At 54.8% G+C, this 12,136-nt stretch carries 11 protein-coding genes; 2 read left to right on the top strand and 9 right to left on the bottom strand.

The window, feature by feature from the left end; translation table 11 throughout:
• Positions 1–3 precede the first annotated feature (3 nt).
• Both ACR0IO_RS15465 and ACR0IO_RS15460 read right to left on the bottom strand, forming a co-directional pair.
• Positions 4–1,011 carry a carbohydrate ABC transporter permease gene (locus ACR0IO_RS15465; RefSeq protein WP_480509106.1) on the bottom strand — a complete coding sequence of 336 codons (1,008 nt, stop codon included), beginning with the start codon at positions 1,009–1,011 and terminating at the stop codon, positions 4–6.
• 66 nt (positions 1,012–1,077) lie between these two features.
• The gene (locus ACR0IO_RS15460; protein ID WP_480742485.1) at positions 1,078–2,346 is read right to left on the bottom strand and encodes an ABC transporter substrate-binding protein; all 1,269 of its coding nucleotides are present in this window, start codon (positions 2,344–2,346) and stop codon (positions 1,078–1,080) included.
• Between the two features lie 210 nt (positions 2,347–2,556).
• Between ACR0IO_RS15460 and ACR0IO_RS15455 the strand changes: the two genes are divergently transcribed.
• A complete protein-coding gene (locus ACR0IO_RS15455; RefSeq protein ID WP_480495814.1) occupies positions 2,557–3,588 on the top strand; it encodes a LacI family DNA-binding transcriptional regulator in 1,032 nt (343 codons plus the stop codon).
• Between the two features lie 2 nt (positions 3,589–3,590).
• Positions 3,591–4,916: a GH1 family beta-glucosidase gene (locus ACR0IO_RS15450; protein ID WP_480742484.1), complete on the top strand. Its 1,326-nt coding sequence runs from the start codon at positions 3,591–3,593 to the stop codon at positions 4,914–4,916.
• 423 nt (positions 4,917–5,339) lie between these two features.
• Here the strand turns inward: ACR0IO_RS15450 and ACR0IO_RS15445 are convergent, their stop codons facing one another.
• The 7 genes from ACR0IO_RS15445 to ACR0IO_RS15415 form a co-directional block, all read right to left on the bottom strand.
• Entirely contained in the window at positions 5,340–6,107 is a 768-nt protein-coding gene (locus ACR0IO_RS15445; RefSeq protein WP_480742482.1) for a heme-binding protein, read from the bottom strand.
• 127 nt (positions 6,108–6,234) lie between these two features.
• Positions 6,235–6,873, bottom strand: a complete 639-nt coding sequence (locus ACR0IO_RS15440; RefSeq protein WP_480742481.1) for a phosphatase PAP2 family protein — start codon at positions 6,871–6,873, stop codon at positions 6,235–6,237.
• 67 nt (positions 6,874–6,940) lie between these two features.
• Positions 6,941–8,215 (bottom strand): sensor histidine kinase, encoded by a 1,275-nt coding sequence (locus ACR0IO_RS15435; RefSeq protein WP_480742480.1) that lies wholly within the window; start codon positions 8,213–8,215, stop codon positions 6,941–6,943.
• Complete coding sequence (locus ACR0IO_RS15430) at positions 8,202–8,879, bottom strand: winged helix-turn-helix domain-containing protein (RefSeq protein WP_480742479.1); 678 nt, start codon at positions 8,877–8,879, stop codon at positions 8,202–8,204. The genes ACR0IO_RS15435 and ACR0IO_RS15430 overlap by 14 nt, the downstream gene beginning before the upstream one ends.
• Positions 8,860–10,194, bottom strand: a complete 1,335-nt coding sequence (locus ACR0IO_RS15425) for a ferredoxin reductase family protein (RefSeq protein WP_480742478.1) — start codon at positions 10,192–10,194, stop codon at positions 8,860–8,862. The genes ACR0IO_RS15430 and ACR0IO_RS15425 overlap by 20 nt, the downstream gene beginning before the upstream one ends.
• Positions 10,195–10,222: 28 nt before the next feature.
• On the bottom strand, positions 10,223–10,420 hold the full coding sequence (locus ACR0IO_RS15420; RefSeq protein WP_480742477.1) for a hypothetical protein: 198 nt from the start codon (positions 10,418–10,420) through the stop codon (positions 10,223–10,225).
• 432 nt (positions 10,421–10,852) lie between these two features.
• Positions 10,853–12,136 (bottom strand): cytochrome-c peroxidase, encoded by a 1,284-nt coding sequence (locus tag ACR0IO_RS15415; protein ID WP_480742476.1) that lies wholly within the window; start codon positions 12,134–12,136, stop codon positions 10,853–10,855.

Here is a 12,136-nt window from a genome sequence, read left to right as displayed (position 1 = left end):
CCCCTACTCCATTTCCCGGCGTGCGTTGCGGATGTTCCAGACCAGGATCGGCGTCACCAGCAACATGATCACCATGGCCGATGCCGAACCCACGCCCCAATCATTGGCGCGGAACATCTTGTCGTACATGTAGTTGGCCAGAACCTGTGTCTCCCACTGGCCATTGGTCATCGCAAAAACGATGTCGAAGACCTTCAGGACCAGAATGGTGATGGTTGTCCAAACAACCAGAATTGTGTTCCAGATTTGAGGCACCTTGATTTTGAAGAATATCTGGAAGGGATTGGCCCCATCCAAAACCGCCGCCTCAACGGTTTCTTCGGGGATGCCGCGCAAAGCAGCGGACAAGATCACCATGGCAAAGCCTGTCTGAATCCAGATCAGAATCCCCATGAGGAAGAAATTGTTCCAGAAAGGAATGGTCAGCCAGGTTTGTGGCTCGGCCCCGCCAAAGAACAGATAAAGCGCATTCAGAATCCCGATCTGGTCTTGCTCGGCCGGACGCGCATCGTAGATCAGTTTCCAGATGACCGAAGCCCCGACGAAAGAGATCGCCATAGGCATGAAAATCAGGGCTTTTGCGATGTTACCCCAGCGGATCCGATCAGTTAGCTGAGCTGCCAACAGACCAAATGCAGTCGACATTGCCGGGACCACGATCAGCCAGAACATATTGTTGCGCATGGCTTCCCAGAATTTCGGTTCTGCCACCATCTGGATGTAGTTATCGAGACCAACCCACTTATACCCACCGCCGGCCACGCGATCCGTGAGCGACAGGCGCAACGTTTCAACCACCGGATAGGCCAGATACAGGCCAATCGCCACAAGCGCCGGAAGCAAAAACAGCCAGGGACGGATCATGTTCGCGCGGTTGATGTTGCGGCCGGCATTCGGCCCGCGCGCAGGGAACAGAACCTTGTCCAGAAACTGGTTGGACAGAAAGAAATAGCCCACACAGCCCGACACGCCTATGGCGATGGTCAGCAGGCCCTGAATTGCCGGATGCATCACGCTCTCCGTTGCGAAGGGGGACAGGGGCGGCCTGACACGCAGACCGCCCGGGTTTTAACGCGCTTAGTCCAGCGCATCCCAAGAAGATTGGATCTCGTCAGCGACTTCCTGAGCGGGCTTTCCACCAGCATAGTCAACCATACCGGTCCAAAATGTGCCGGCCCCTACGCCGCCCGGCATCAAGTCCGAACCATCAAACCGGAAGGTGGTCGCACCCAGAAGAATGTCGTTCATCTTCTTGAGCGTCGGATCCGAGAAAACGGAGGTATCAACGCCTTTGTGCGGTGTCAGGAAGCCGGTCAGGGCCATCCATGTCTCATGTGCTTCTGGGGTCTGCAGATAGGCGATCAGATCATGTGCAGCCGGGCTGTCATTGGTGATTGCCCATAGAGTGCCGGCACCAAGAACCGGGCTACCCAGATCTTTGCTTTCATATGCGGGAAAGTAGAAGAAATCAGCATCTTCACCGACAACCGTGCCCTCAGGAAAGAATGCCGGGATGAACGATGCCTGACGGTGCATGTAACATTGTGGTGGCGAACTGAACATGCCCTTTGGACTGTCACGGAAATCGGTCGTTGCGACCGTACCTGCCCCACCCGCAACATAGTCATCATTGCGTGCAAACGCGCCGAATTCTTCGATGGCAGCTACAACTTTTGGGTCATTGAACTTCATTTCATTGGATACCCAGGCGTCATAATCCTCGGGCGACTGAGTGCGCAGCATCATGTCTTCAACCCAATCGGTCGCTGGCCAACCGGTCGCACCACCTGAACCAAGACCGATGCACCACGGTGTCTCACCGTCTGCAACGATCTGATCGGTCAAAGCCTTCAGTTCCTCCATCGTGGTCGGAACTTCGTAACCGGCATCCTCGAAATTTTCAGGCACGTACCAAACAAGGGATTTCACATCTACCTTGTAAAAAAGCCCATAAAGGTGATCCTGCCCTTCAGGCCCCGGAAAGGTGCCCAGATCGACCCAGGATTGTCCGGCTGCGTAGTTGTCACGAACCCAATCAGCGGTGCCATCACCCAACGGTGTCAGAAAACCCGACTTGGCCATATCCGCCGCCAGACCAGGCTGGGGGAAAACGGCTATGTTCGGCGCCGAGCCTGCCTCTGCATCAATCCTGATCTGCTGCTCGAAACTATCTGAACCAACATACGCGTATTCGTGGCCTGTCGCGGCTGCAAAGCTATCCAGAACCGCTTCGACGTTTTCCTGGTCCGGGCCCAGCCATGGCCCGAACACGGTAACCTTATCAGCCTGAGCCGTTCCCGCCATCAGGGCGAATGTGGCCACACCTGCATAAAGCGCGTGTTTCATGAAATCTCCTCCCAGTAATATCTGCGCATTGCAAGCTTTTCAAAGCGCTTTGGATGCTGCACTTTATCTGCTGACAATCAGATTCTGTCAACATATCGTTTTATAGCCTTCAATTATTGTCGATTTTGACCTCTTGACCAAAACGGGTTGACGGAAGCCAAAAATCACAACAAAACAAGTAGGCATCCATTTGAAGGCGCTTTGAACGCAATGAACCTGAAGCAGCTCTCTGAGATTCTCGGTCTTTCGCAGACAACGGTTAGTCGCGCTCTGAACGGCTATCCAGAGGTGAACGAGGCGACTCGGGTGCGCGTGCAGGCCGCTGCAGACAAGCATGGCTATCGGCCAAACAGCCGCGCCAAAGGTCTGGCGACTGGCAAGTCTATGGTGATCGGGCACGTCATCCCCAGTTCGTCCCAGCACGAGATGGTGAACCCGATCTTCGGCGACTTTGTTGCCGGCGCTGCAAGAACATACTCTGCGAACGGCTACGACATGATGTTCACCACCGCGGATGACACTTCGATCGAAGGGGCCTATCGCAGCTTGTTTCAGCGCGGGGCCGTGGATGGCGTCGTTTTGCAAGGCCCCAAGGTCAACGAGCGTCGCATCGATCTGCTAAACCGGATGGCGGTACCATTTATCGTACACGGTCGTTCGACCGGGATAGATGCAGAGTATGACTGGATCGATGTGAATAACAAAAGCTCCTTTCGACGCGCAACACAGTTCCTGATCGATTTGGGTCACCGCCGAATTGCTCTGATCAACGGGCTTGAGGATATGGATTTCGCACAGCGCCGTCGCGCCGGGTATCTGCAAGCGCTGGAACAGGCGGACTTGATCCCGGACCCACAATTGATGCGCAGCGCCGAGATGACCGAGGTCTACGGCCATCATGAAACCCGCGATATGCTGCAATTGGACGATCCACCAACCGCCATTCTTGCATCTTCGATGATTTCGGCGATTGGTGTGAGGCGGGCACTGGACGAGGCAGGGCTGCGGATAGGCCGGGATGTCTCGGTCATCGCGCATGATGATGACCTGTCCTATCTCAAAAACGGACAGGATGTGCCCATCTTTACGGCCACGCGGTCCTCAGTACGGCATGCAGGAGAGCTGGCCGCCGAGATGTTGATTGAGAGGATCAAATCGCCTGATGATCCGGTCAAAACCAGATTGCTTGAGGCGGAACTGGTTGTTGGCAAATCGACCGGCCCAGCACCCAACAGGATCTGACAATGAAACATACGCGCAGCGATTTTCCCAATGACTTTATGTTCGGAGTCGCCACTTCTGCCTACCAGATCGAAGGTCACGCCCAAGGCGGTGCCGGTTCAACACACTGGGATACATTTGCAGCGACACCCGGAAATGTGGTGCGGGGAGAAAACGGCAATCTGGCCTGTGATCACCTGAACCGGTTTGAACAGGATCTCGATCTTGTGCGCGACGCGGGATTCGATTGCTATCGCTTCTCAACCAGCTGGGCGCGCGTGATGCCCGAGGGGCGTGGACCCGTTAATCAGGAGGGATTGGATTTTTATGATCGCCTGACCGACGCGCTGTTGGAGCGTGGGATCCGTCCGTGCGCGACATTGTATCACTGGGAATTGCCTTCGCCCCTGGCCGACTTGGGCGGTTGGCGCAACCGGGATATCGCCAGTTGGTTTTCCGATTTCACCGAAGTTATCATGGGACGGATTGGCGACCGCATGTACAGCGTCGCCCCCATCAATGAACCGTGGTGTGTCAGTTGGTTAAGCCATTTCGAAGGGCACCACGCCCCCGGGCTGCGCGATATTCGAGCCACGGCGCGCGCTATGCATCACGTTCTGCTGGCCCATGGTCAGGCCATTCAGACGATGCGCGGGTTGGGCATGTCCAATCTGGGCGGCGTATTCAATCTGGAATGGGCCGAACCTGCCGATGACAGCATTGAGGCACAACAAGCCGCCGATTTGTATGACGGAATATACAACCGGTTCTTTCTGGGCGGCGTGTTCAACAAAGCCTATCCCGAGAAGGTATTGGATGGGCTGGAGCCCCACCTTCCGTCGGGTTGGCAAGATGATTTCGATACCATCGGAGCGCCCGTCGACTGGTGTGGACTGAACTACTACACCCGCAAACTGATCGCGCCCGCAGAAACCGCCTGGCCAAGTCTCGCCGAAGTTCCGGGCCCGCTTCCGAAGACCCAAATGGGATGGGAAATCGAGCCCGCCGCCCTGAGCAGGTTCCTGATCCGAGCAGCGCGTGAATACACCGGCGACCTGCCGATCTACGTGACCGAAAACGGTATGGCCAGCCCCGAGCGTCAGCAAGACGATGACCGTATCGACTATCTGGATCAGCACTTGTCGGCAGTCCAGATCGCCTTGGGCGAAGGGGTACCGGTTAAGGGGTACTTTGTCTGGTCCCTATTGGACAATTACGAATGGGCCTTGGGGTATGAAAAACGCTTTGGACTGGTTGATGTGGATTTCAATTCAATGAAGCGCACCCCGAAAGCGTCTTACTTCGCCTGGAAGGACATGCTGGCTGCACACGACATAGACACCAATTGATCGTGACAAAGGGTTAAACCTCACGTGTTGGGTCAGCCATCTACCAGTTCGCAGTCGGTGACACAGAACACCAATCGCTGCCTCTGGTTCAGTCTGAGACGAGGCCACTAAGCCGATCTCTGCCGTGTTTGCGCGATCCTGTCTTCCGCGGAACTCATTCAAACTTCCGGTTAGTGCCACATAGTTGCCATTCGTTGCGAACCCAAAACTGCCTGGATTCAACGGCTCTCCTACTGCCCATATTAGCCAAGGGCACATTTTGAACGAGAGCTACTCTTCGCTTGAAGGCCTTCAACTAATTGCGTGCCCGGCGACCACTAATAAACTTGCTTGGGGGATTGATTTGATGTTCCCCAGTTGGATGCCACCCATGCTGATCTGAAAGCGCGAAAGACGCGCGCTCTCAGTCATCAGAAAATCCGATTATTGGAGCCTGTCAGCGATCGCAGCAATGCCAGCTTCGGCACAAATGTCGTCAAACTCTTTTCCAGTCTGGTCTTCACCCGGGGATCCAGCGATACCGATACCGCCAATAACTTCACCCTCGTAAACGATTGGTATGCCGCCCGATAAGGTGATCAGGCCAATTTCGTTGAAGACCGCTCCAAGCGTTGGTTCATGTTCATTCTCGGCCTCGATGACAGCTGTTGCCTCCCGACGCGATGCTGCCGTAATGGCCTTGCGACTGCTGGTGTGGACGGTGTGCGGAAACGCGCCTTCGCGCATCAACTGTACACGAGGCAACGCACGCTGATCGACCACTGTGACGGTCGTGGCAAAACCCAGATCCGAGCAAGCCTCCTGAGCGGCAGATGCTGCTGTAAGGGCCCAATCGAGCGGGATACTCCGCTCCACATAGGGTTCGGCATTAGTGTTGTCCGTCAGCGTATTCGTCGTGATTGGGTCATCGGAGGGATCATCATCGATCCATTGGTTCAATATCTGACCGGTTTCGACGTCGACTTTGAACTCCACTTCTTGCCCTGCGTCGTTCACGATTTCGATGTCGATCACAGGACGACCTTCGTACTGCTCCGGCTCGGCCTCGGCAACTGTGCCGGGTTGGGCTTCAAGCGCGATTGCAATGGCTTCATCAATGGACAAAGGTGTATTTTCAACGCTTTGTCCAATAGCTGGAACCGCAATAACACTAAGCGATGTTGTGACTGCGATGATCTGAAGAAATTTCATTGTATGCTCCTTTTGTGAGGCACTGCCTCAAGCTTTGATGCAGGAAAACTTAGTCGCCGGGGGTCACGTCGCGCTTTCAAAGGACTTACAGTTTTGTCAGTGATCGCGGCTCGGATGGTTCTTTCTCTCAAGTCGAAGCAACGCGATTGCCGACAGTTTTGCCTCGAAGGGCCGGTCGCGATACGCGACCTGCGATGAGACGACGAAAACGCAAACATGGGCGGGCAAAAAGATCGGCGACAAGCATTCCGACGATGGCACCAGCGATGGTGGCTGATATCGTATGAGCATCAAGCATGTAGCGCGCAAACATCGTAAGCAGAAGGATCGGCCAGACGACAATGCCGAACCAATTCCAGTATCGCCTGACAGCTATGTAGGCGCCGGCACTGGCGAGGGCGGAATGGCCCGAAGGCAGATTGTAATCGCCCCCGTTTGGCCTTTGGCCCAGGCGGGTGCCAAACACTTCGACGTCATTGAGAAGCCTTTTTGGTCCGTGTGTCGCAGCTGTTCCTGCGACAACCACAGTTGCAATTTGCCAAAGACCCTTGATGTCTCGCAATACGATTGCCGTGCCAATCGGAATGAGCGTATTCAAGTGTCGCCCATAATCTTCAACGCCCGTGACCAGAGCATTGTCATGGCCATTCCGGGAAACTGCATAATGACCCTCCATATCGCTGGGATAAAGAGTTGCACCAACAAGTGAGATAAGGGCGACCATCCATAACAGATGCCGCAGACGGCGTTTCTTTGACGGTGACATTCTGAACTCTCCTGCCTGTTTTGGCAGAGGTGTCACCGATCAAACTGTCCTGTGATTTACTCGGAACTTACAATGTTGCTTGAGCTGGAAAACGGATCGTGGCTGTCAGACCGTGACCCTTTGGTCCGTCCGACAACGACAGTTCCGCCTCATGAAGGTCCGCAATGGCTTGAACCAGAGACAAGCCCAATCCGAGCCCTTCACCCTGGCGATCCGCTTTCAATTGATAGAGCGGTTGGAGAACGCGTTCACGTTCTGCAAAGGGAATTCCGGGCCCTTCGTCGCTAACCGAGAGCAGGGTTTGATGGCACCGCAAGGTGATCTTCTGGCCCTCGGGTCCATATCGGAGCGCGTTTTGAATCAGGTTGGCCAAAAGCTGCATCAGTAGATCCGGATCACCATGCACCTGCGCAGGTGCCGCTTTTTCGACCACGAGTTCATGGCAAGCTTCCTCAACAACAGGGTTGAACGTCTCCAGCACTCGATCAATCAGCTCATCCAAAGAGACCGGTTTAAAATCTGCGCGCCCTGCTCCACTTTCGATGCGGGATAATCGAAGCAAAGCCTCAAACGTCCCCGTAATCTGGTCAATCTGATCCAATGCTTCCCCAAGATCACCTTCTGTGACGGAGCGGCCATTCTCGACCAGTTTGCTCAAAGAGGTCTCGATCTCTGCCCGCAGTCTTGCCAACGGCGTACGCAGGTCATGCGCAATGTTCGAGGACTGCACGCGCATGTCCGCCATTGCCTGCTCAAGCCGTGCAGTCGTCGAATTGATGCGGTCTGCCACTAGACTAAGGTCATCGTTCCCCTCCAGAACAATGCGTTTGTCCAACTGCCCACGGGCAACGTCCGCCAAACCACCAGTGATGATGTTCAATCGCTTTTGCGCCCGCAGAGCCATCCACACGGCTGCCAAGCCAGCGGCAAGAAGACTGCCCAAAAGGCTAATCTGCATCCCTGCCGCCAGAATATGACGAAGTTCTTCTTGCCGCTCCGTGTTTTCACCCAACAAGATCACGCCTTGAGGGGTTTGGCGCTGAAGATAGCGCGTTTCGGCACCCTGCTCCGGATCAGTCCAGAAGCCAAGGCGTCCAGTATCCTCTATCAACCGAGCGCTTTCGCCATCATCAGGTGCGGGTAAGGCTTCGCCCGCCGCCAAGGCCTGGACCGCAATCTCCATCCGATTGCTCAGCCTTGCGTCCACCGTCCGCCTCATTTCGCGTTGAACCAGCCAGTAGGTTCCCCCCCACGCAGCGATTGAGATCATCGAAAAAAGTGTCAGCAACACCAGAGCCTGCCGTATCGCCGACAGGCGAAACAAAGAGCTAAACCTGTTCAAAAACATAACCTGTGCCGCGAATGTTGCGGATTACCGTGTCGCCAAAAGGCTTTTCGATCTTTCCACGCAAGCGGCTGATATGGGTTTCGACAACGCTCGTCGTGGGATCAAAATTCATGTCCCATACTTTTTCAAGCAACATGGTACGCGTCTGTACGCGTCCCTTTGAGCGCAAGAATACCTCAAGCAACAGGAACTCCTTGGGATTCAGGTCCACAGGCATACCCTGACGCACACAGGTGCGTTTGTGCAGGTCGATGGTAATATCCCCGGCAGTGAGTTGGGAAGCGGTCTCTTCAGAGGCACCGGGGCGCCGAGCTAAGCCCTCGATCCGTGCCAGAAGTTCACTGAAGGCGAACGGTTTGGCCAAGTAGTCCTCGCCCCCGGCACGCAGGCCCTCAACCCGATCGTCCACTTCGCTCAACGCCGTCAGAAAGATTGCGGGCGCGATCACTTTGGCCTGCCGCAATGCCTTGAGGACGGACAAACCATCCAGACCGGGCACCATGCGATCCAGTACCAAGACGTCATAGCTTTGATCTATCGCGGCAAAGAGCGCATCCTTGCCATCCGTGAACAGATCGACCACATGGCCCGCCTCGCGCAGTCCCTGTTCCACCCAAGGGCCAAGCTTAGGATCATCTTCAAGTACCAGAAGCCGCATCGGTCATCTCCCTTCGTCCGGCCATCCAGTTTCGCGCCGCCTCAAGAGCAGGTCTGCCGATGTATATGAGATCCGTCAATCCGTAGGCACCCCTGAAGTCAAAGCGCTCGCTGTGGACGCGGCCGGTTTTACCGAGCATCTCCCACGCGGTCGTGACCATCAATTTCAGTCCTTCTGGGCCGCATAGATAGACCTGTGACTCTGCCTGCATGTCGCGCATGATCTGCGTCAGACGCGCTGGCGTCAGCTTGTCCCCTTCAATATCGCTGAGGACATAGAGGTCAACTTGCGGCAGTCGGGCAGCGTGACGTTCGACGTCAGCCATTGCTCCAGCCGACTCTCTGGATCTAATGCAGTAAATCAGGCTCACTCGGGCGCTGCTGTCAGGCTCCATGCGCTCCAACGCCGCCAGAAATGGCGTAATTCCAACCCCGCCCGCAACCCAAAGTTGTTCTGTACGCTTCGCTCGAACCTGCGGCAGGAAACGCCCGACACCGCGCCCGAGACGGAATTGGTCGCCTGCGGTGACGGTGTTGACGAACTCATCGGTCCAGTCCCCGGCAGCGCGGATCACGAAACGGCGTGAGGTTTCGTCGCCGCCAGCAATTGTAAAGGGGTGAGGTTCGGCGCGAGCCCTATTGTGGGCGATCGTTGCAAACTGTCCGGGCTGAAACGCGGGCAGCGGGTTGTCAGCGCGAAACGTTACATCCACACCACCCTCAAAGGGAGTTGCGTTTTCGACGGTCACTAGTCGCGTCAACTCAAACTTGCGTAGTAAGGTTTGGCCCCAAGCAAGCAAGCCAACAACCGAGACCACAGCCATCAACGTCCAGGGTGCAACACCGACCGCAAGAGGGCTTGCAACAAAGAACGTGTGATACGCTGCCAACAGAAAAACTGGCCCCATCAGCATATGGCTGGCTTTCCACAAGTGATAGGGGATCGCCCGCACCATCGCAGCGCACGTCAGCAGAAGCAAACCCATCGCAGCGTACCAACCCAAGCTTTCACCACTTTCCGCCAATAGTGGCACCACCCCTGAACCAAAGGTCTCTGCAGTCGCCCAATGCCCGAGCGCACCGGCGAGGGCAAAGAAACCCAGCCATCGATGTGCGCCGTACGATTTGTCCGGCCCGCCCATCACGCGATCAACGACCCGCCATCGCGCTGCCAAAATCAGCGACAGGGCCATTGAACTCATCGACAATGCCCCGAGACTGGCAGGAAAAAAATTGGCGAATGGCACAAATGGGCCAACGAGAACAAAGTGCGCCAATACGAACATGGCAGCAAGGATCAGAGTTTTAGGAGACATTGGGAATACCGCTTTGATTTTTGGATATTCAGTTTGAAGGTTGAGGCACTTTGAGATTTGCGTCTTCGACCTGCTTGCCAATCGCCAACAAAGCCCCAACCGAAATCAGAAATAGCCCAAGTGCAAAGACCGACATCATCAGCCCGAAGAGTACAACGAATGGGACGAGGAACATCGCATTGAGAATGCTGCAAACTCTGGGGTAAAAGGCTGTTAGGGAACTCATATCTTGTCCTTTCGTCTATCTGAAAGGAAGTGATGTTTGAGCCTTAAATCCAACTCACCGCTGATATACAGTTTTGTAAGAATTGCTCTGCCTGAACGGCTGGCCCGGTAAAGCTACTGTGATGCCCTTCATAGTATGCATACCATTTCCCCTTCCGAACGATCGGGATCGAGCAACACTAGGCCTACAATCAGACCGACGAATAGTAGACGTTTGTGCACCTTGCTGTTTCGGTTGCTTTGGGTTCAAAACCGCCGTTCTCTGCAGTGCGCTTTGACTGATACTTCGAGCCTTGATCAGACTTTCATCGATGGTCTGAGCATTGCAACTGCAGCAAATCGCGAACGGTCCAACGGCGCCATTCGAATTTGTATCACAATGCTGCGGATGCAGTTCAGTTTTGCCCAACAGCACTAGGGATGTGCGGGAGGGTTAAGGAACAAACCCCTTGGGCACACCAAATTTCGGTGAATTTACGCTGAACCCTGTCAAAGAGTGCATGAAAGAAATTAGGTTTTGGACTTCCGGCTCTGTAAGTTGGATCGGATCAATGTCGATCTTTCTGATCTGACGTTCCATCTCAAACCGGTCTTCCCAAACCAAAAAATCAGTTTTTTGTAACCATGGAACTTTTGGCAACGCAGCCATTTGAGGTTTCCAATTCTCCAGGCTTGAGTGAGGATCTAAGTGATGGCGAATGATGCTTTCCAAATCGGGAAAGGCACCATTGTGACCGTAAGGTGCGGTCAGGGCCACGTTGCGCAGCATAGGCGTGCGGAACCTATAGGCATCTTCCAGACGATCGCTTTCACCCATGCGTCCGACATCACGGGCATACGGATCCCATTGCCGGGTTCGACCCGGACCGAAAGGCGGCACACCCAAGGCGTGAAACCTCTGATCCGTCATCAACGGGCCGGAATGGCAAGAGGAGCATTGAGCCTTTCCATAAAACAGGTCCATACCGCTTTTTTGGGCAGCCGTCAGGGCTTTGGTGTTACCAGCCAGATATTGATCGAACGGACTATCCGTGCTGCGCCATTCGATTGCCATGAAGGCTGCCAGCGCGTTTGCGATCTGGGTAATGGTGATCTCTTCAGCAGTCTCAACTTCATCGAAGGCAGCAACCATCGCAGGACCGTAGTATGGGCTGGTACGGACGCGTTTCGCCAAAATCGGCCAACCTTTGTCGATGCGATCATGCACAGCCCCAGTCACTTGGTTTTCGGCAACGTTGCCTGCCATTTCGAACTGCGAGGTCAGTGGAAACAATGCCTGAGCAGCTAGTAGAGAGTTCAGCCCGTCGGGCAACCATTCCTGTGCAGGGGAATTAAAGCCGTTGCCGTAAATATCTGAGATACTGAGGCGACCGTCATGAAAGACAGTATGGATTTCCTTTACCCCAAGGTTCCACAAACCCGGAGAATTGCGGGGTATGCGTTTGCGGATTTTGTCAGGTCCGGTTCCCGGTGTGCGGTCAGGCCCCAGACCTTCCCCACCTTCTCCGATCCCCAGCGATAACCCATCCGACGTGCCTAAATCCGGATGGTGGCAATGTGCACAAGATATGTTCTGATTGCCCGATAGGATCGGGTCGTAAAACAGTTGATGACCGATGGCGGCCTGTTCCATATCAAAGGACAGGAAATCGTCATCAGTCAGCGGTCGTGGCAACTCCTGTGCCATTGCCGTTCCGGCCCAGAGGAAAGCAGCCAT

It is taken from the genome of Ruegeria sp. CE12, assembly GCF_056537525.1.
Note: the sequence above shows the minus strand (reverse complement) of the source record. Positions and strands in the feature narration are given on the sequence as shown.

Coding starts and splice junctions, on each gene's coding strand:
- ACR0IO_RS15455 (WP_480495814.1), top strand. CDS start 2,557: ATGAACCTGAAGCAGCTCTCTGAGATTCTCGGTCTTTCGCAGACAACG.
- ACR0IO_RS15430 (WP_480742479.1), bottom strand. CDS start 8,879: ATGCGGCTTCTGGTACTTGAAGATGATCCTAAGCTTGGCCCTTGGGTG.
- ACR0IO_RS15465 (WP_480509106.1), bottom strand. CDS start 1,011: ATGCATCCGGCAATTCAGGGCCTGCTGACCATCGCCATAGGCGTGTCG.
- ACR0IO_RS15440 (WP_480742481.1), bottom strand. CDS start 6,873: ATGTCACCGTCAAAGAAACGCCGTCTGCGGCATCTGTTATGGATGGTC.
- ACR0IO_RS15420 (WP_480742477.1), bottom strand. CDS start 10,420: ATGAGTTCCCTAACAGCCTTTTACCCCAGAGTTTGCAGCATTCTCAAT.
- ACR0IO_RS15425 (WP_480742478.1), bottom strand. CDS start 10,194: ATGTCTCCTAAAACTCTGATCCTTGCTGCCATGTTCGTATTGGCGCAC.
- ACR0IO_RS15460 (WP_480742485.1), bottom strand. CDS start 2,346: ATGAAACACGCGCTTTATGCAGGTGTGGCCACATTCGCCCTGATGGCG.
- ACR0IO_RS15415 (WP_480742476.1), bottom strand. CDS start 12,136: ATGGCTGCTTTCCTCTGGGCCGGAACGGCAATGGCACAGGAGTTGCCA.
- ACR0IO_RS15445 (WP_480742482.1), bottom strand. CDS start 6,107: ATGAAATTTCTTCAGATCATCGCAGTCACAACATCGCTTAGTGTTATT.
- ACR0IO_RS15450 (WP_480742484.1), top strand. CDS start 3,591: ATGAAACATACGCGCAGCGATTTTCCCAATGACTTTATGTTCGGAGTC.